This is a genomic window from Exiguobacterium sp. SL-9, from assembly GCF_004336985.1.
In the GTDB taxonomy this organism is placed as follows: domain Bacteria; phylum Bacillota; class Bacilli; order Exiguobacteriales; family Exiguobacteriaceae; genus Exiguobacterium.
On record NZ_SJUO01000004.1, the window covers coordinates 40,713 to 59,359 of the forward strand.

The 18,647-nt window shown below is 51.6% G+C and carries 17 protein-coding genes, 1 riboswitch and 1 other annotated feature; of the genes, 11 read left to right on the top strand and 6 right to left on the bottom strand.

The genetic code is table 11. From position 1 onward, the window contains the following. Window positions 1–12 precede the first annotated feature (12 nt). Both EVJ34_RS11060 and EVJ34_RS11065 read left to right on the top strand, forming a co-directional pair. On the top strand, window positions 13–504 hold the full coding sequence (locus tag EVJ34_RS11060; RefSeq protein WP_021068146.1) for a YajQ family cyclic di-GMP-binding protein: 492 nt from the start codon (window positions 13–15) through the stop codon (window positions 502–504). Beyond that, window positions 501–1,079, top strand: a complete 579-nt coding sequence (locus tag EVJ34_RS11065; RefSeq protein ID WP_131485663.1) for a metallophosphoesterase family protein — start codon at window positions 501–503, stop codon at window positions 1,077–1,079. Before EVJ34_RS11060 ends, EVJ34_RS11065 begins: the two co-directional genes overlap by 4 nt. A gap of 37 nt (window positions 1,080–1,116) precedes the next feature. Here EVJ34_RS11065 and argS read toward each other — a convergent pair whose 3' ends face one another. After that, complete coding sequence (gene argS / locus EVJ34_RS11070) at window positions 1,117–2,799, bottom strand: arginine--tRNA ligase (protein WP_131434748.1); 1,683 nt, start codon at window positions 2,797–2,799, stop codon at window positions 1,117–1,119. Window positions 2,800–2,852: 53 nt separating this feature from the next. After that, window positions 2,853–3,064: a binding site (T-box leader), on the bottom strand. A 154-nt stretch (window positions 3,065–3,218) separates the two neighbouring features. On the opposite strand from argS, the gene EVJ34_RS11075 reads away from it, so the two are divergent. Together EVJ34_RS11075 and EVJ34_RS11080 are read left to right on the top strand one after the other, a co-directional pair. Next, window positions 3,219–4,898: a GGDEF domain-containing protein gene (locus tag EVJ34_RS11075; protein WP_236634528.1), complete on the top strand. Its 1,680-nt coding sequence runs from the start codon at window positions 3,219–3,221 to the stop codon at window positions 4,896–4,898. A gap of 97 nt (window positions 4,899–4,995) precedes the next feature. Continuing rightward, a riboswitch (SAM riboswitch) is annotated at window positions 4,996–5,091 on the top strand. Between the two features lie 72 nt (window positions 5,092–5,163). Next, window positions 5,164–6,447 (top strand): Na+/H+ antiporter NhaC family protein, encoded by a 1,284-nt coding sequence (locus EVJ34_RS11080; protein WP_131485664.1) that lies wholly within the window; start codon window positions 5,164–5,166, stop codon window positions 6,445–6,447. A gap of 21 nt (window positions 6,448–6,468) precedes the next feature. Here EVJ34_RS11080 and EVJ34_RS11085 read toward each other — a convergent pair whose 3' ends face one another. Continuing rightward, window positions 6,469–7,119, bottom strand: coding sequence for a TVP38/TMEM64 family protein (locus tag EVJ34_RS11085; RefSeq protein WP_131485665.1), 651 nt, complete (start codon window positions 7,117–7,119; stop codon window positions 6,469–6,471). Between the two features lie 224 nt (window positions 7,120–7,343). Here EVJ34_RS11085 and trhO point away from each other — a divergent pair, with 224 nt between their 5' ends. The 4 genes from trhO (at window position 7,344) to ald (ending at window position 11,415) form a co-directional block, all read left to right on the top strand. Continuing rightward, window positions 7,344–8,285, top strand: a complete 942-nt coding sequence (trhO, locus tag EVJ34_RS11090) for an oxygen-dependent tRNA uridine(34) hydroxylase TrhO (protein WP_131485666.1) — start codon at window positions 7,344–7,346, stop codon at window positions 8,283–8,285. A gap of 117 nt (window positions 8,286–8,402) precedes the next feature. Beyond that, entirely contained in the window at window positions 8,403–8,828 is a 426-nt protein-coding gene (locus EVJ34_RS11095; RefSeq protein WP_131434844.1) for a divergent PAP2 family protein, read from the top strand. A gap of 101 nt (window positions 8,829–8,929) precedes the next feature. Next, window positions 8,930–10,153 (top strand): PucR family transcriptional regulator, encoded by a 1,224-nt coding sequence (locus EVJ34_RS11100; RefSeq protein WP_131485667.1) that lies wholly within the window; start codon window positions 8,930–8,932, stop codon window positions 10,151–10,153. Window positions 10,154–10,284: 131 nt separating this feature from the next. After that, entirely contained in the window at window positions 10,285–11,415 is a 1,131-nt protein-coding gene (gene ald / locus EVJ34_RS11105; RefSeq protein WP_131485668.1) for an alanine dehydrogenase, read from the top strand. Between the two features lie 92 nt (window positions 11,416–11,507). On the opposite strand, the gene murB is transcribed toward ald, so the two are convergent. Both murB and EVJ34_RS11115 read right to left on the bottom strand, forming a co-directional pair. After that, the gene (gene murB / locus EVJ34_RS11110) at window positions 11,508–12,428 is read right to left on the bottom strand and encodes a UDP-N-acetylmuramate dehydrogenase (protein WP_131485669.1); all 921 of its coding nucleotides are present in this window, start codon (window positions 12,426–12,428) and stop codon (window positions 11,508–11,510) included. 155 nt (window positions 12,429–12,583) lie between these two features. Continuing rightward, complete coding sequence (locus tag EVJ34_RS11115; RefSeq protein WP_131434738.1) at window positions 12,584–13,234, bottom strand: diacylglycerol/polyprenol kinase family protein; 651 nt, start codon at window positions 13,232–13,234, stop codon at window positions 12,584–12,586. Between the two features lie 149 nt (window positions 13,235–13,383). On the opposite strand from EVJ34_RS11115, the gene EVJ34_RS11120 reads away from it, so the two are divergent. Then, window positions 13,384–14,007 (top strand): DUF1836 domain-containing protein, encoded by a 624-nt coding sequence (locus EVJ34_RS11120; protein ID WP_131434737.1) that lies wholly within the window; start codon window positions 13,384–13,386, stop codon window positions 14,005–14,007. 66 nt (window positions 14,008–14,073) lie between these two features. Here the strand turns inward: EVJ34_RS11120 and EVJ34_RS11125 are convergent, their stop codons facing one another. Continuing rightward, complete coding sequence (locus EVJ34_RS11125; protein WP_034780813.1) at window positions 14,074–14,553, bottom strand: LURP-one-related family protein; 480 nt, start codon at window positions 14,551–14,553, stop codon at window positions 14,074–14,076. A gap of 217 nt (window positions 14,554–14,770) precedes the next feature. After that, window positions 14,771–15,271: a restriction endonuclease gene (locus tag EVJ34_RS11130; RefSeq protein ID WP_236634527.1), complete on the bottom strand. Its 501-nt coding sequence runs from the start codon at window positions 15,269–15,271 to the stop codon at window positions 14,771–14,773. A gap of 119 nt (window positions 15,272–15,390) precedes the next feature. Here EVJ34_RS11130 and EVJ34_RS11135 point away from each other — a divergent pair, with 119 nt between their 5' ends. Together EVJ34_RS11135 and EVJ34_RS11140 are read left to right on the top strand one after the other, a co-directional pair. Then, window positions 15,391–17,565, top strand: a complete 2,175-nt coding sequence (locus tag EVJ34_RS11135) for a PAS domain-containing sensor histidine kinase (RefSeq protein WP_161568914.1) — start codon at window positions 15,391–15,393, stop codon at window positions 17,563–17,565. Beyond that, on the top strand, window positions 17,562–18,632 hold the full coding sequence (locus EVJ34_RS11140) for an SDR family oxidoreductase (RefSeq protein WP_131485671.1): 1,071 nt from the start codon (window positions 17,562–17,564) through the stop codon (window positions 18,630–18,632). The genes EVJ34_RS11135 and EVJ34_RS11140 overlap by 4 nt, the downstream gene beginning before the upstream one ends. Window positions 18,633–18,647 lie beyond the last annotated feature (15 nt).

Sequence of the window (18,647 nt, forward strand, 5' to 3'; positions counted from 1 at the left end):
GATGGATGAAACATGGCAAAAGACAATTCTTTTGATATCGTGTCAGAAATGAACCTCGAAGAAGTAAAGAACGCGATTCAAATCGCGGAGAAAGAAATTTTAAACCGTTACGACTTTAAAGGATCGAAGAGTGAGATGTCACTCGACAACGGCGATCTCGTCCTCGTCTCAGATGACGACTATAAGCTCGAGCAATTGAAGGACGTCATGATCACGAAACTGATCAAACGCGGCGTGCCGACAAAAAACCTCGACTATCAAAAAGTCGAGCGCGCCCTCGGTGGCACCGTACGCCAACGCGTCAAGCTGAAGAGCGGCATCGATAAAGACGATGCGAAAAAGATTAACAACGCCATTAAAGAATCGAAATTGAAAGTGAAGTCGCAAATCCAAGACGATCAAATCCGAGTGACGGCCAAGTCACGCGACGATCTTCAAGCCGTCATGCAACTCGTTCGTGAGCTCGAATTGTCCGTCGATGCCCAATTCACGAACTACCGATGAAACTCGCCATCATCAGTGACCCGCATGGTTCGTTTGATGATTTGAAGGCCGTCCTCGATTCGGTCCGGCGTGAGACGGAACATATCCTCTGCCTCGGCGATTTGTATGAATGTCATATCGGCAAGAAGCGACGGAACGAACGGTTCCACGAAGTACCCGACGTCGTGTCGTACGACCCGGACTACGAGGCGCTGCTCACGTTCCCGAGCCTGCGTGGCAATCAAGAGGAACGAATTGATGAGGTGCTCGTCGTGTCGCATCCGATCAAGACCCGGATTTCGTTATTACCGGAACAGACGACGCTCGATGAGGCGTTGTTCTTACATGGTCATCAAGTGAACTGGAGCCCAGCCTGGGAACCGATCGTCGAGAAGGGCAAGTATCCGCTCGTCTTTATCGGACACAGCCACATCCCGGGAATTTACCGGAAAGGCCGCTCGATCCCCTGGGAAATCGGGAAGCCGTTCACGTTAAAGAAAAAGCGTTACGTCATTAACGTCGGTGCCGTCATCTTCGACCGGGAATGGTGTTTGTATGATACGAAAGCCCGGACGGTCACACGAATGAAGGCGTAAGAAAAGGGACCCCCTTAAAAGGGTCCCTTCTTTGTGCTTACATTTCTTCTGGAGCTTGAACGCCAATCAAACGGAGTCCTTCTGTCAATACGATCGTCACTGCTTTGACGAGGGCGAGACGCGATTGTTTGCCTGCATCTTCTTCAAGGACACGGACATGACCGTAATACTTGTTGAACGCTTGCGCCAAGTCGAGGACGTAACGGCTGATGATCGATGGTTCACGGCGCTCATGGGCACGCGTGATTACATGTGGGAACGCGTTGAGCATCGTCACGACACCCCATGTGTGGTCGTCGTCTGCACCGGTGAACGTCGAGCCGTCGTAGTTGCCTTTACGGAGGAGTGAGTTCGCACGCGCATTCGTATACTGCACATATGGCCCTGTCTCCCCTTCGAATTTGAGCATGCTGTCGAGGTCGAACTCGATGTTGTTGATGCGCTCGTTCTTCAAATCGTGGAAGATGACCGCGCCGACACCGACCATGCGTGCCACATCGTCCGCGTTCGCAAGTTCCGGGTTCTTCTGGGCGATATTGCCTTGAGCTTTCTCAATCGCTTCTTTCAGCACTTCTTCGAGCAAGACGATGCGACCTTTACGTGTCGACATCTTCTTCCCTTCTTGCAAAATCAACCCGAACGGCACGTGATGCATGCCATCGACGAAGTCATAGCCGAGCTTGCGCAGAACTGAGAACAATTGTTTGAAGTGAAGCGCCTGCTCGCCGCCGACGACGTAGTTCGCTTGGACGAAGTTGTACGTCTCATGACGATAGACGGCAGCTGCCAAGTCGCGTGTCGCATAAAGCGTCGCGCCGTCTTTCTTTTTGATCAAGCATGGTGGCAAGTTCTCGTCCTCGAGTGAGACGACCATCGCCCCTTCACTTTCGACGAGAAGGTTTTTCTCTTCGAGCATAGTGACGACGCGGTCCATCTTGTCGTTATAGAACGCTTCCCCGTTAAAGCTATCGAATTCGACACCGAGGAGGTCATATACTTTTTGGAACTCTTTGAGTGATTCTTCGCGGAACCACGTCCAAAGCTCTGTCGCTTCCTCATTGCCGTCTTCAAGTTTCTTGAACCACGCACGGCCTTCATCCTCAAGTTCCGGTTGCGTCTTCGCTTCTTCATGGAAATGGACGTAAAGCTTCAAGAGCTCAGCAATCGGATTCTCACGGACTGCTTCCTCATTGCCCCACTTTTTGTAGGCGACCATCAGTTTTCCGAACTGTGTCCCCCAGTCTCCGAGGTGGTTGACCCCGACGACATCGTAGCCGTTCTTACGGGCGATTTGGTTGATGGCGTTCCCGATCACAGTTGAACGGAGGTGTCCCATCGAGAACGGCTTAGCGATGTTCGGTGACGAGAAGTCGGTCACGATTGTCTCGTTGCGGGTCGCGTGCGTCGCATAGTCCGCTTTTTCGTCGAGCACGGTGTTGATGATTTCTTGTGATACGACGTCACGGCTCAAGAAGACGTTCACGTACGGGCCGGCCGCCTCGACTTTCGTGAACAATTCGTCGTTCAAGTCGTTTGCGATATCCGTCGCGATCATGACCGGCGCTTTCCGGTAGGCTTTCGCAAGTTGGAAACAAGGGAAAGCAAGGTCCCCGTGCGCCTCATGTTTTGGTTTTTCAATCAAAGCTTCAATCTGGTCGAGCGTCAACTCGTCCCCGATGACACGGGACAAGGCTTCTGCATATTTGCGTTCATAACTCATTACAATTCCTCCTTAATAAATTCTTCATAAAAAAAACGCCCTTTGCACAGATGCAAAGAGACGGGATGACCCGCGGTACCACTCTTCTTGCCTGCTTGACGCAGACCGCTTTATCGGTGATAACGGGGGTCCCCCGGCTACGCCTACTCGCTTCGGATAGCATCTCAAAAGTGCGTTTCGCGATGTTTGTCAGCCTAGGCTCTCACCAATTCCTAGGTCGCTTTGTTGACGGAACGATCGTTACTCTCTTTTTCATCGACTTTCGTCTATGTGGTTGAAAAGCAATTTCATTATAGAGGAAATTTCATATAGACTCAATGCTAGAATTCCGCCATTATGGTGGATAGGCAGGACTATGGCGCGCTAGTGCCGAATCTTCTACCATACATAATTGAATTTTTCCCACATAGGAGGGAACCATGAACTATTTTCGCAAGATGTCCGTCCTCGGTTGGAGTATTTGGAGTGCTTTATTCATCTTGACGATTTCCTTGTTCGCGACAGGCGTATTGAACATACCGGCCATCGAGCCGTTGCATTTCTTTTTAATCGCGTTGCTCGTCATCATTTTTCAAATGGACTCCATCGAACGGAAAGGTGTCTACTTCACATTTTCAGAAAGTATCGTCCTCATCATTTTCTTGTTTTTCGATTTCGAGACGGCCCTGTTCGTCAACCAAATCGGCCTACTCGTCTTTCAGTTCGTCAACTTGAAACCACGCGTCGCGCTTCGGCGCTTCCGCTTCACGTATCCGTGGAACGCGATCACATCGTTTTTAGAAATCGCGATCCCCGCCAGCGTGTATGTTGCACTCGGCGGTGAGACCGGTCTCGGCTTTTATTCCCAAGACTCGTTTCTCCCGCTCGCCGGTTTGATTGTTGCCATCATTTTGAATACGGTGATCCAAAAGTATCAAGTCGGTTGGTGGTTCCGGGTCGATATCCCGGTCCGCGATTTTTTGAACATCGCGTTTTATACGTATATCGTCAGTCTCATCTTCATTTTGGCGGCATCGTTCTTCCGAGAGACGAACTTGCTCGTCGTCAGCAGCATCGCCGCCGCGCTCACGTTTTTGATCAAGCGGCTCGTCATCCAAAAAGGTCGACAAGACGCTTTCAAGTCATTGATTGAGCAGTATGATGAAGCGAAAGAAGCCGTTTCGCTCTCGCAGAGCGAGGCCCAAGCCATCGAAGTGTTTCTCAGTCAATGCGAGCGACTCAATCACTATGACGAGGGGTTCGTCGAGTTTAAATTGTTCGACCGCACGCTGTACTTTGATTTGAAGACGCGTCAGCCGATTGACCGTCACCTCGTGTTTGATTTGCTTGATCACGCTTATCCGAACGAAGCCTCAGTCGAGTATGAGATGCGCTTCGAATGGGACGCACCGCTGTCGAAGGAATTTAACGACGACTATCACAGTTTCATCTCGGTCCGATCCGAGGAGATTGAAGGAATTCGCACGTGGCTCGTCATGACCGGCGAGCACGTCTACGGCTATCCTCCGATCATTCAACGCGAGATCGTCAAACTGCTCAAGTCGTTCAACCGGACGATCAGTCGTTGCCACGAACGCGACCGTCTCTACACGGAGAGCCGGACGGACAGTTTGACGCTTCTCGCCAATGCGCGGGCTTTTTATGAATACGGGATTCAACAAATCTCGGATGGGTCGATGTATCCGATTTCGGTCGCGATGCTCGATATCGACTTTTTCAAAAAAATCAACGACACGCATGGACATCAAGTCGGGGATCGTGTGCTCCAAGAGTTCGGGCGACGGATTCGCCAAGTATTGCGTACCGACGACTTTGCCGCCCGTTACGGCGGCGAGGAGTTCATCTTGCTGTTGAACCGATGCGATGTCGAACAAGCCATCGAAATCGCCGAACGGATTCGTCAACAAATCGAGAGCAAACCGTTCCATGTCGACGGGATTGACATCTCGGTAACCGCTTCGATCGGTGTTGATACGATTCTGATGTTCGGTGATAAACGCCTCGATGATACGATTCGTAACGCTGACCGGGCCCTCTACGTCGGCGGCAAGTACGCCGGACGCAACCGTGTCGCCCATTACAATTTCTTGACGACTTGACGCATCCCCCACGTTCACCGCGTGGGGGTTTGCTATTGACAAGCGGATGTGAAACAGGTACGTTAGGGAACGTGTCTAATAACTGAATATCACAACTTTTTTATCAAGAGAGACTGAGGGACTGGCCCAGTGACGTCTCGGCAGCGGGTAACCTGTGCCAAATCCAGCGAGCAGTCTGCTCGAAAGATGAAAAAAGTGTTTTCTTGTAGAGGGGGCCTTTTTTCAGAAGGCTCTCTTTTTATTTTAATCAAATGAGGTGAATCGATTGGAACAACCAACAGCTAACAAATGGGCGCTCTTGCCTTTACTCGTCTTCCTCGTCTTCTTTATTGGGGCAGGCATCTACTATGACGACTTTTATAAATTTCCGGTCTTGATCGCGGCATTGATCGCGGTCATCGTCGCGGCGATGATGACGAAAGGTAGCGTCACCCAGACGGTTGAACGTGTCGCCCAAGGTGCGGGGAACCCTAGTATTTTGATCATGGTCTTCATCTTCTTGCTCGCCGGGGCGTTCTCGAACGTCGCGGAAGCAATCGGCGCCATCGATGCGACCGTCAATGCGGCACTGACTTTTTTACCGTCCTCGCTCTTACTGAGCGGTCTATTCGTCATCGCGGCTTTCATCTCGATGGCGATGGGAACATCGACGGGCACAATTGCCGCCCTCGCCCCAATCGCACTCGGTATCCATGAAGAGAGCGGCGTCAATATCGCCATCGCGGCGGCAGCCGTCGTCGGCGGTGCCATGTTCGGGGATAACTTGTCGTTCATCTCGGACACGACGATTGCCGCCGTCCGGACCCAACGCACAAATATGCGTGATAAATTCCGGACCAACTTTTGGATCGTCCTACCGGCCGCACTCATCACAATCGTGCTCTTATCCATCTTGTCGAGCGGTGAATCGACTGTCGATGTGGCCGCGTTTGAATGGTACAAGCTGATTCCCTATCTCGCCGTCATCGCTCTCGCCTTGACCGGGTTGAACGTCATCCTCGTCTTGCTCGGCGGCATCGCCTTGACCGGCATCATCGGGTTGATCGATGGGAGTTTGGCTGTCACGTCATACGTCACGGCTATGGCCGACGGGATGATGGGTATGGCCGAAATCTCAATCTTGACGCTCCTCATGGGCGGACTCGTCGGACTGATTTCGCATAACGGCGGACTCACTTATTTGCGTGACGCGCTCACGTCGCGGATTCAAAAACGGGCCGGCGCCGAATGGAGCATCGCCGGGCTCGTCAGTGCGACGAACGTCGCGACGGCGAACAACACGATTTCGATTCTCGTCGCCGGACCGCTCGCGGCGAACATCGCCGACGATTATGACATCGAGCGTAAAAAGTCAGCGAGTGTACTCGACATCTTCTCGTGCGGCGTCCAAGGCCTGTTGCCTTATGGCGCGCAGCTCCTCATCGCCGCCGAACTGACGAACACGGCGTCACCGGCACTCGTCCCGTATATGTTCTATCCGTTCCTCCTCTTCATTTGTGGCGGATTGGCGATTGTCTTTAACTTCCCGCGTTTCAAAAAGCGCGCCTAACCAAAACGACCCTTTGAAGCATTAGCTTCGAAGGGTCGTTTGACGTTTTGCGTCACGTTCACGTTTTAGTTGTTCGTTTCGTTTTTTGAAGGCGCGCCGCTTGAGCAGTTCTTCGAGACCACGGCTGATCGCCCAAAGGACGAACAGCAACAGCCCAAGCATCGATAAGCGGAGCGGACTTTGAATAAACTCCTCCCACTGGTCGCCAATGACGGAGAAAATCAAGACGACAAGCAATTTCCCAAACCCGGCCGCCATGATAAACGTCCGGAGCGGCATTTGAATGAGGGCGAGTAAGTACGTGATCAAGCTGACGGGGATGAACGGGAGTGAATATAAAAAGCCAAGTGAGATCGGACTCATATGATTGATTCGTTCAAGCCAGTATACTCCTTGTTTGTGCCTCTCGAGCCACCGCGTCATCGGTTTTCGGAATACGTAGCGCACGGCCGCGAAGACAAGAATGGTCCCAAGTAAACTGCCGACCCAAGACAATAACGTCCCGAGCAAGAACCCGTACGTGGCTGCATTCGCTGAAATGATGAGCACGAGCGGAAGAAATGGGAAGATCGCTTCAAGAAACGGTGCCCCGAGTCCTGCCCATGGGCCTCCCGGAAGTTCTTGAAGCCATTCAATCAATTGGATAATCCATTGTTGGAGTGATGTGAGCATATCAGTTTCCACCTTCGACTTTCATTAATACCTTTTTACCCGATTTCGCTCAGGAAGACGCATCCCCCTGCACGCCTTCAAAAAAAATAAAAAGTATTTGCGAAATTCCGCTGTGATATCTATCATATAATATGGACTTGTGGTTGCAGGCAAGTCCGTTTGTCGAACGACACAACCCAACGTTCGTTTTCCTGCAAAAAACTGAACACAGGGGAGTAACACAAATGGAAACAAAACCAATGCGGGTCTTGCTGTACTATAAGTACGTCAATATCGAAGACCCAGAAACGCTCACACAAGAGCATCTGAAGTATTGCAAGGACCTTGGAATCAAAGGACGCATCTTGATTTCTTCCGAAGGAATCAACGGCACGTGCTCTGGGACTTGGGAACAGACCGAGCAGTACATGAACGACTTGAAAGCGAATCCGTACTTCAGCGACATCGAGTTCAAAATCGATGAAGTCGAAGAGCATGCGTTCTCGAAAATTTTTGTCCGTCATAAAAAAGAACTTGTGACGTGGCGCTTTGATGGGGAATTCGACGTGCCTAAACAGCACGGTGCGTACCTCGAACCGGCAGAATGGAAAGAGATGATGAATCGCGACGATGTCGTCATCCTCGATGTTCGTAACAACTACGAGTACGATCTTGGTCACTTCAAAAATGCGATCAAAATCGATGTAGAGGCTTCTCGTTACATGCCAGATTGGCTCGAAGAGAACAAGGACCTCTACGAAGGGAAAACGTTACTCACGTACTGTACCGGAGGCGTCCGTTGCGAGAAATTTACCGCATATATGCGTGACCAAGGTCACGACAACATTTTCCACCTTAAAGGCGGCGTCGCCATGTACGGCAAAGACGACGCGACGAAAGGCGAAGACTGGGAAGGCGAGCTTTACGTCTTTGACGAGCGCATCAACGTCCCCGTCAACACGGTCAACCCGTCGGTCGTCTCTGAGTGCATGCACTGCGGGACAAAGACGGTCCGTTACGTTAATTGTGCCAACCCGGTGTGTAATGCTCAACATTTCTGCTGTGAAGCGTGTGAACCGAAGCAAATGCGTTCATGCTCGAAAGAGTGCCAGGAGCATCCACGTAACCGCTATATCATCGAGAATATCGCGGACAAACTTCAGGAGACTGAAGGCGTCGTCGGGTAACAAAAATCGACCGAGAAGCACTTCGAGCCTATGCTCGGGGTGCTTTTTTTGACAAAAACTTTACGTCTAGTGCCTGACAGAATCGGGTATAGTGTAGATACCATTGTCAGACAGGAAGTGAATCGATTGCTCTTTAACGAACCTTTACTCGCCGCCTTGCTCGCGTGGTTCATCGCCCAAGCGGCCAAGCTCGTAACCGAACTCATTAAAACACGAGATTTTGAACTCGAAATCATGTTTGCCTCAGGTGGGATGCCAAGCTCCCACTCCTCGACCGTCGTCGCATTGACGACCGTCATCGGGCGCATCGAAGGACTCGACTCCAGTATGTTCGCCCTCGCCTTGATTTTCGCAACGATCGTCATGTACGACGCGACAGGCGTCCGGCAAGCGGTCGGATTCCAGGCTCGTTTATTGAATGACTATTTCAAAGGCATCAAACATGAGACGCCGATCTTAAATGAGTTGGTCGGTCACACCCCGTTCCAAGTCATTGTCGGTGCCTTGCTCGGTCTCGTCATCGGATTGTTTTTCCCGATTTAATATGAATTGTGGAGGCATGTCGCCCCTTCTTCTCCAAACACCTCATCTTTTTGTGAACTTTCACAACAGAGACGGTATAGTGAGAGAGAGGAGGAATCGACATGCCTTTTTTGCAGAAATCTTACGAATCGCTCGATACGCTCGCCGAAGCCATCGGACAGGCGATTCGGGCTCCGATCACGATTGAAAATCGCCACCACCAGTTACTCGCCTATAGCACCCATCCCGACTCGACCGATCCGGCACGAATCGCGACGATTATCGGTCGCCGCGTCCCGGAAGCCGTCATCGAGGATTTATGGGAAAGTGGGATCCTGCAAGAAGTGATCGATCGCGACGAACCGGTCGTCATCCCGGCCCGGATGGCCGTCGGTTTAGGGGAACGTGCCGCTGTCGTTATCAAGCAACAGGACGATGTGCTCGGTTATATTTGGAGTCTCGCCCGAACGACCCCGTTTTCTGACCAAGAGCTCACCGTGTTGAAAGAAGGGGCAAGTATCGCTAAAAAGCTGCTGATGACCATCGCCATGCATGAACGACGCATCGATGCCGAGCTCGAGCGTTTCTTTTTAGAAGTGTTGGCCACCCCTAACTTGTCGTCCGCTCATCGCGAGCGCTTAGATGAACTCGCCCCGATTGCCGTCGCCAGTCGACTCACGATCATCGAGTGCAGTCAACCGATCACCCCACAGCTGGCGGAACGATTGTTTTACGTCCTTGCGACCCAACAAGCGATTGAGGTCGTGTTGCACGCAATCGATGGTCAACAGTTACTCGTCTGGCATTATATGAAATCGGAGTTGGCCGAGGAAGAGACGGCCCTCTTGCAATGGGCCATCCGCTTCGAGACCCAGCTGCGAGATAAATTTAACGAGGTGGAGCCGCGTCTTGGAGTCAGCCGTCGTTTCTTTGAGAGCGACATGCTGTATGCCGCGATGGAAGAGGCACGACGGGTCACATCGCTTCGCCGGAAGTTTCCGTATGAACTTGCCACGACGCACACGTTCGAACAGATTGGCATCTATCAACTCGTCCCAGATCTCGCTCGCCGCATCGGGCTGCGACTCGAGACGCATCCGACCATCGAACGTTTGCAAACATATGATGTCGCCCATCATACCGAGCTCGTCACGACGCTCGAATGGTATTTCTATTTTGATGGGAACGTCAAACGTGTCGCATCTCATCTTCATATCCACCCGAACACCGTGCTCTATCGGATTCGACGCATCGAGGAGCTGACGAACATTACGCAAGTCTCCCTTCCCGAACGAGCCGCCGTCTACCTCGCCATCAAGGCTGGCCAATACCGACAAGACGATTAACGTCCACTTTGTGTTTTTTCACAAAGTGGACGTTGTCATTTTTAGAATCCATGCTAAAGACAGCGTTTTCGGATGGGTCTATACTAGAAGTGTGAACAAATTGTGTCAGTAGAGAGAAAGGGGAGCTATACATGAAAATCGGGGTATTGAAAGAGATTAAAAATAACGAGAACCGCGTCGCTTTGACGCCGATGGGTGCATCCATGTTAACAGAACTTGGACATGAGGTACTCGTCGAGACCGAAGCCGGAGTCGGGAGCGGTTTCACGAACATGGAATATATCGATGCCGGGGCGACGATTGTCGATACAGCCGCGGATGTTTGGGGAAACGTCGAATTGGCGTTGAAAGTAAAAGAACCGCAACCATCTGAATACCGTCATTTCCGTCCGGACTTGACGCTCTTCACGTACTTGCACTTGGCGGCCGAACCAGAACTCACGAAAGCACTCGTCGATTCAGGGATGACGGCGATCGCTTACGAGACGGTCGAAGTCGAGCGGACGTTACCGCTCCTCACACCGATGAGCGAAGTCGCAGGACGGATGGCCGCCCAAATCGGAGCGCAAATCCTTGAAAAGCCACACGGCGGAAAAGGGATTCTGTTGTCTGGCCTGCCTGGCGTACCTCGTGCGAATGTCACAGTTATCGGGGGCGGCGTCGTCGGAATGAACGCAGCTCGCATCGCCATCGGTCTCGGTGCCAACGTCACAATCATGGACATCAGCCCGGCCCGCTTGCGCCAAATCGATGACCAGTTCGGCAATACGATCAACACGCTCATCTCGAACAGCTACAACATCGCCAAACAAGTAGCCGAGAGTGACCTCGTCATCGGGGCCGTCCTCATCCCGGGCGCGAAAGCACCGAAGCTTGTCACAAAAGAAATGGTCCAACAGATGTCACCGGGATCGGTCATCGTCGATGTCGCCATCGACCAAGGCGGGATTTGCGAGACAATCGACCATATTACGACGCATGACGCGCCGACGTATGAGCGTTACGGGGTACAACACTATGCGGTCGCCAACATGCCAGGCGCCGTCCCACGTACGTCAACACTCGGTTTGACGAACGCGACGATGCCATATATCGTCGAGTGTGCACAAAAAGGAATCTTCCCGGCGCTCCGTGAAAACGCCGCCTTGCTCAAAGGCTTGAACGTCATCGACGGGACGGTCACGTACGAGGCCGTCGCGCGTGACCTCGGCTACACGTTCGTCGCGCCTGCTGAAGCGATCACGAAGCAATTACAAGCGTAAACGTCAAGCCGCCAGCATCGTAGCTGGCGGCTTTTTGATGTCGTCACCCCATTAAAAATGCTCGAACCGATCGGTTCGAGCGTTTTGCGTATTTATGCGTTCTCGACGGCGATGTCCTCACCGATGATTTTCACTTCAGGCTCAAGCTCAATCTTGAACTTCTCCTTCACGGTCGCTTGGACGTGACGAATGAGCGAGATGTACTCGGTCGCCGTCGCCTCGTCGATATTAACGATGAATCCGGCATGTTTGAGCGAGACTTCCGCTCCACCGATCCGCTTCCCTTGCAGGCCGCAGTCTTGAATCAACTTACCGGCGAAATAACCCGGCGGTCGTTTAAAGACGCTGCCGCATGACGGATATTCGAGCGGTTGTTTCGACTCGCGCTTGTACGTCAAGTCATCCATCACTTCTTTGATCGCCTCGTAGCCGAGCGGTTCGAGTTCGAACGTCGCTTCAAGTACGATCAAGCCCTCTCTCGAGATCCGGCTCGTCCGGTAGTCGAGATCGAGTTCATCTTTCGTGAGCGTCATGAGTTGGCCTTCAGGCGACAACACGACCGCGCTTATGATGACGTCTTTCGTCTCTCCGCCGTAAGCACCTGCGTTCATATACACCGCTCCACCGACCGTTCCCGGGATGCCGCAGGCGAATTCTAAGCCTGATAACTCCTCCGTCAACGCTTGACGCGAGACGTCGATGATGGCCGCGCCAGCTTGAGCGATCAGTTGATTCCCGTCTCGACGAATCGTTTTCAACTCGTTCAAGTTTAAGACGATGCCACGAAGGCCTCCGTCACGGACAATCAAGTTCGATCCAAAGCCAAGAATCATGAACGGCACGCTCTCGCGATGGGCGAGCTCAAGCACGGCTTGAACTTCTTCATACGTGTGCGGGGCCACAAAATAATCGGCCTGCCCACCTAATTTTGTATACGTGTGTGCCGACAGCGGTTCATCTTGCTTCACGCGATCGGCCGGAATGATAGTGAGTAGTTGATCTAAAAAGCTCATGCGTTGCCTCAATCCTTTACGTTCAATTTTAAAGCATGCCTCGGTTCGTCAAGAGAGAGGCAGGCACGTCACTGAATGATTTCAGTACGAAACACAGTATACAAATCTTTGACAGGGGTGACAAGCAACGTTTTCTTTACAATAAAGCAATTAGTTTAGAGCAATAGTGATGTCGCTACCGCTACGACAATCGGAATTGTAAAGTTATCCCAATCCCGATATGAAATCGCTTCTGTTAGCGTAGCGATAATGGAGATAATAAATCCATATGTTACCACTTGCCACAGTGGAATATCATCCCACAAAAATAATAAAAAGAGGACAGCGTATGAACTGAGGAACATGGCCATACTGCCTTGAAACGATCGCTTCTGTCCGTATAGGTCGTACGTCACTGTACCGTATTTGCGTCCGATCAGAGCGGCCAAGCCGTCGCCCCAAGCCAAAACGAGTGATCCCGCTAAAAAGGCGAGCGGCTCGGATTCGAAGAAAAAGTACAGGATGACGAGCAAGGCGATCGGATAATAGACGGTACCGAGTGATTTACGCTCCGTCTGGTGAACCGGTGACGGACTCTTATAAAGAAGGAACGCGTTCGCGAACGTGAAAAAGACGAGCGGAACAGCAGCGATGTACCATGTCTCCATTAACCAGACTGCGAGCAGCGACCAATGACCGACCGCGATATGTACACTCTTACGAATTGTCTCATCCGTCCAGCCGAGGCGTTTGCCAATCTGTTCAAGACCGACGAGAAACACTAGGACAATGACGATGGACAGGATGGAACTGACCCATTCATTCATCGTAGCACCACCTTTATCTACAATTTTTTATACGTTTCCATTATACCTTAATCAGGCGATAGCCTAGCTTCCTTTTCAAACATTTGGTAGAATGAGGTCAAATGACTGTATAGCCAACGGACGTAGGTGGCTATAGAAAGGATGCCTGTATGCGCGACGCAATTTCGATTCAAACTTTGGCTGATTGCCTTCACTATATGCGGGTTGGCGATGTAGACCGGGCCATCTCCCTCTTCCCCGAGGACGTGCGTGAGCATTTCCCGAAAGAACTGCGTAAAATCCATTTGTTTCATATTGAAAAGAACGGATTGTCGATCAATCAAATCGTCGCTTTGGCGAACACGTTGACGGGGGAACATTTATCCGCCACCACGATTCAAAACTGGACGAAACGAGAAGTCCGGAAAATCATCGGCGTGCCTCGGGTTGGCAAAAAATACTCGCTCCAACAAGCGGCCATCATTTATTTACTGGATGACTTGAAGCACTTGTTCTCGCTAGAAGAGACGAGTTCGCTCCTCGCGCTCATTTTCAACAACCCTGATCGTGATGAAGACGACCTCATCTCACCAATCGACTTTTATCGCCTCTACGCCGAGTACGCCAAATCAACGAGCCCCATCGAGCTCCTAGACACCCGTGCGAAGCGTTCGATCGAGAAGATAGGCTACACCCACCCGAACATCTTGCACGTCCTTAAACTCTGTTTATACGCGCACCGCGTGACGACGCTCGAGATTGAGGCCAAACATTATTTGAACCGCTTCATTTGACCTCGTCGAATGGAGCTTTTTTTATAAAAAAACACCAGTCTCGGTGACTGGTGTTCGTCATATTGGTTACACCGATACCGCGATTGGCATCCGTGATTTGACTGTTAACGTTTTAAGGACAGACAACAACTCGAACATCGAGAGTTGATCGGCCTCTTTCGTCAAACAGAAGCAGTCATCCTCTTGTTTGCGAAGTTCCGCTACAAGCTTGCCCGCTTTGTCCCGAACGCTAAACTTATAACGCTCGACATCGTATTGAATCGTATAGAGACCGCGTTCATAGACGTTGTACTCACACTTTTTCCCGAATAACGAGAATTTGTCCTTCAATTGACCGATCGCTTGCCCGTCGTGGTTCATGACGACCCACTTTTGACAGTTCGGGATGTACTTCCCGTGAGCGATTTGACGGCCTGACAAGTTGTGCACTTGAACACTGCCCTCCGCGTCGCGGTGAACAGATCCGATCGCATCATTTGTCTCGTCATAAATGGTTGCTTCGCCTTGCGTAAAGACGCAACCTTTTACATAAATTAATTTGCGCACCGCTTTTCCTCCTAATACGTTCCAACCTTGAATTTGTGTGTGTTTGGTTGGTCTTTCTATGAAACCCCCAAATTGGTACTGTCAGCCGCCTTTTCTCGTTTCAGCGACTACATATTTCATATGACGAAGATGATTATTGCATCGATTGATGAAAAAGACAACCCCTTTTTCTTCGACACAATCCGCCATTCTGTCAAAGTTGTGAACACGCCTCATGTTATCGCTTGAAACCGGCCTCTTTCAGCAGCTGTTCGAGCTCCATTCTTGCAATCAGACGAACTTGATTCGGTTCTGCCAATTCGTACGCACTGTCGGTGTAAGAAGAGTTCGTCACGACCCAGCCTTCGTTCACACCGTAGTACGGAACGGACGCCGCCACTTGCTGGACCGCTTCGAGTCCGACCGCCTTTTCATACCGTTTTGCTTGGACCGCAATCGTCCATCCGTCTTCTGCTTCAAGGAGCAAGTCCGCCCCGAAATCACGTGACGCCGGTGTCACCGTCACCGTGTAACCGAGTGCGGTGAACACTTCCTCTAAAAATAATTCAAATTCACGACCGTCCATCCGATCGATGCGATCGATCGTCGAGAGACGCATCCGCCAAATGAGCCAGAGCAGACCGACGACTACGCATACGATGATGCTCCAAATCGGCGCGTCCCACCACCATAATCCGAGGGCAATCAACAAGCTGAGCCCCATTCCTTTCACGTCCATCGTCCTCTCTATGTGTGCTTGTCTTCACTTTACCGTTTGAAGGCAGGAAAACAAAGGGGGAGCTGTCGAATGTATTGAAGATGTACCCGTTTGATATAGAGAAGGAGGGATCATCGTTAATGGAGAACCGAGGACATCTCCAAAGCGAACTGCTGCACGCCTTGCCTTACGGTGTAGCATTAATCACGACGGATGGGACGATTGTGCAAGCAAACCGTCCGTTTTTAGAGCAATTCCCTGAAGACTTACAAACGCGATCAAACATCTTTCATATGGTGAACCAGTCACCCATCACGATGGAACTGTCACGACGGATGGAGCAAGGACGCTCCTGGACGTATGAGATGCCGACAATCCGGATTCATGCCATCCCGAACGGCGACGTCTACATCCTCTCAATCGAGCCACTCCCGCTCGATACACGTGTGACGGTGCAACACAACGCGTTCGAGGCGATGATGCACACCGAACTTGATATGGCGATGATCATGACCGATGCGAACCTGTTAATCAGTCGCTTCAATAAAGGCGCGACCGAGCTATTCGGGTATGCGCCGCACGAAGTACTTTATGAAATGACCCCGTTCGGTCTATTCGAGTCAAGAGAACTGAGCGAGAAGCGGACTTATTACCAAGACAAGACGGAGCGATTGTTGTCATTTGAACAGATGCTTCGTGTGGCGTTAGATCGAGGCGACCGTGAATGGAAGTTCCAACGAAAAGACCGGACCCATTTCGTCGGAAAACTGTTCATGCACCCTGTCTATGAACAAGCACGTGTCATCGGCTTTTTCTTTTTCGTATTCGATGTCAGTCCTGAGATGGCGCTGAAAGGCGAGTTGCTTCATAAAGAACAGCGTTATCGTATGTTTGCCGAATCAGTCATCGAAGCCGTCCTTTTCCACGAAGGTGGGACGATCTTAGACGCAAACAAGGCCGCCGAGACGATTTTCCGAATCCCGGCCGAACAGATGGTCGGTCGCCAAACAATCGAGTTTATCGCCGAAGGGTACCGGGCCGACGTGTTGCGCCGAATCCGGAACCATATCCAAACACCGTATGAGGTCATCGGTCGTCGTGAGGACGGGACGTTTCTCGAGATGGAAGTGTACCCGAAAGAAGTGACGTTCCAAGGCCAGACGCTCCGCGTCGCCGTCATGCGTGACATCAGCGATCGGAAGAAAGTCGAGCGGATGCTTGAACGGGAGAAGAATGCCATCGCTCGGCAACGGGATATCATCCAATCGATTTTACAGGCATCGAATGAAGCGTTCGTGTTGACCGAGTCGAACGGTAGCGTCCTGTTCATGAACGTACACGCCCGTCGTCTGCTCGACTTACCGGGTATCGCCCCGAATAAGATGCAAGAGCGAATCCCACTCTTGACGACGTTCCATGCGCGCGATCGGACCGAGATGTTGAAAAAAATCGATTTGTTGCTCGACGGCTCGGCTCGCGAAGTGTCGATGCGCTTCTCGATCCCGCAACCGAACGACCGGGACGAACAATATTACGAGATGTATGGGACGGGCATGGACACGAAACGCCAAATCGGAATGGACAGTGGCTTCTTATTCGTGTTCCGTAACCGGACCGAGGAAGAACGGATGGACCAAATCAAAAACGAATTGGTCAGCACCGTGTCACACGAACTGAGAACCCCACTCTCGTCGCTGTCAGGCTATATCGAATTGATGCTCACTCGCGACTTGAACCCAGAGAAGCGCGAGCGCTACTTAAAGACAATGGCGAAAGAAGCGAAGCGCCTGACCGACCTGTTGAACGATTTTCTCGACATTCAACGGATGGAAGACGGCAATCAAGAGTATAAAAAAGATCACTTTATCTTAAACGCACTCGTCCGTGAGGTCGTCGAACGATTCCGCGAGACGAGCAATCACTCGATTCATTTCGATGATGCCGATGAATCGCTTCACCTGATCGCCGACAAAGATCGCATCGAGCAAGTCATCATCAACCTGCTCTCGAACGCGATCAAATACTCGCCTCATCACCATGAAGTCGAGGTACGGGTCCGCCGTGAACAGAACCAAGCCCACGTCTCCATTCAAGACTTCGGCATCGGGATTCCCGAGCATGCGTTTGACGAATTATTCAAGAAATTTTATCGCGTCGATAACTCAGATACGCGCCAAATCGGTGGAACCGGACTCGGTTTATCGATTTGTAAGGAGATTATCGAATCACACGGCGGTAGTATCGAGGTCGAGTCGAGTGTAGGAGTTGGCTCGACATTCACGTTCACGTTGGACTTAGCGGAGGAGACACCATGAACCATTACGCTTTCACCGGTTTCCCCGGCTTTTTAGCCGGGAAGATGATTACGCATCTCGCGTCATTGCCGCATCAAATCGGGACGATTTACGCGCTCCACCTCCCGACCGAACGTTCTGGTGCACTCGCTTTAAAACAGGAGCTATTGGATACCACGTCGTTACGAGACGACCAGCTCGTGCTCGTCGAGGCCGATATCACACTGCCGGAAGTCGTGCTCGATCCAATCATGCGCTCTGTCATCGAGCGTGAAGTGAACTATGTGTTCCATTTGGCCGCCGCCTACGATTTGAGCATCCCGTATGACGTCGGGTATCGCATCAACCTACTCGGGACGAAACACATCACTTCGCTCGCGAAACGGGCCCCGCATTTGAAGCGCTACGTCTACTTCAGCACCGCCTACGTGTCCGGGCGGCGTCAAGGCACCGTCTACGAGAATGAGTTGTGGCACCGCGTCCGCTTTAAAAACCATTATGAGGCGACGAAGTATGAAGCCGAGGCCATCGTCTCGCGCGAGCTCGGCTCGATGCCTGTGACCATCATCCGTCCCGGCATCGTCATCGGCCATAGCCAGACGGGCGAGACGAAAAAATTTGACGGCGTCTACTTCGTCTTGAAACTGATGGACCAGCTCCGCCAAGCGGCGCCGCTGCCGTACATCGGTCGCCAAAACATCGAAGTGAACCTCGTCCCGTACGATTACGTCGTCGAGGCGACCGCTTATCTCGCCCACGCTCCGGTCGGTTTAAAGCGGACGTTCCATTTGACGGACCCGTTCCCACACGGCGCACGCGAAGTGTACCGCATGATTCACGAAGCGATGTTCGATCGGCCACCACGCGGGACGATCCCGCATACGGTCGCCGAGACCGGTTTTTCGGCATTACACCTATCAGAACGTTACGGTGTTCCGCGCGAGCTGCTCGCCTACTTCAGACACCAAGTCCATTTCGATACGACCCAGACGCTCCGCGCACTGAGTGGGACAGATATCGTCTGTCCCGACTTGAAAGACTACTTGCCGAAGGTCGTGTCCTATTACGAGACACACAAAAAGCCCTAATAGGGCTTTTTGTGT

What these genes read in the sequence shown, in the direction of transcription:
- EVJ34_RS11060 (WP_021068146.1), top strand. Translation starts at nt 13, where the DNA reads ATGGCAAAAGACAATTCTTTTGATATCGTGTCAGAAATGAACCTCGAA.
- EVJ34_RS11065 (WP_131485663.1), top strand. Translation starts at nt 501, where the DNA reads ATGAAACTCGCCATCATCAGTGACCCGCATGGTTCGTTTGATGATTTG.
- EVJ34_RS11140 (WP_131485671.1), top strand. Translation starts at nt 17,562, where the DNA reads ATGAACCATTACGCTTTCACCGGTTTCCCCGGCTTTTTAGCCGGGAAG.
- ald (WP_131485668.1), top strand. Translation starts at nt 10,285, where the DNA reads ATGAAAATCGGGGTATTGAAAGAGATTAAAAATAACGAGAACCGCGTC.
- trhO (WP_131485666.1), top strand. Translation starts at nt 7,344, where the DNA reads ATGGAAACAAAACCAATGCGGGTCTTGCTGTACTATAAGTACGTCAAT.
- EVJ34_RS11075 (WP_236634528.1), top strand. Translation starts at nt 3,219, where the DNA reads ATGAACTATTTTCGCAAGATGTCCGTCCTCGGTTGGAGTATTTGGAGT.
- EVJ34_RS11100 (WP_131485667.1), top strand. Translation starts at nt 8,930, where the DNA reads ATGCCTTTTTTGCAGAAATCTTACGAATCGCTCGATACGCTCGCCGAA.
- EVJ34_RS11115 (WP_131434738.1), bottom strand. Translation starts at nt 13,234, where the DNA reads ATGAATGAATGGGTCAGTTCCATCCTGTCCATCGTCATTGTCCTAGTG.
- EVJ34_RS11085 (WP_131485665.1), bottom strand. Translation starts at nt 7,119, where the DNA reads ATGCTCACATCACTCCAACAATGGATTATCCAATTGATTGAATGGCTT.
- murB (WP_131485669.1), bottom strand. Translation starts at nt 12,428, where the DNA reads ATGAGCTTTTTAGATCAACTACTCACTATCATTCCGGCCGATCGCGTG.
- EVJ34_RS11135 (WP_161568914.1), top strand. Translation starts at nt 15,391, where the DNA reads ATGGAGAACCGAGGACATCTCCAAAGCGAACTGCTGCACGCCTTGCCT.
- EVJ34_RS11130 (WP_236634527.1), bottom strand. Translation starts at nt 15,271, where the DNA reads ATGGACGTGAAAGGAATGGGGCTCAGCTTGTTGATTGCCCTCGGATTA.
- EVJ34_RS11120 (WP_131434737.1), top strand. Translation starts at nt 13,384, where the DNA reads ATGCGCGACGCAATTTCGATTCAAACTTTGGCTGATTGCCTTCACTAT.
- argS (WP_131434748.1), bottom strand. Translation starts at nt 2,799, where the DNA reads ATGAGTTATGAACGCAAATATGCAGAAGCCTTGTCCCGTGTCATCGGG.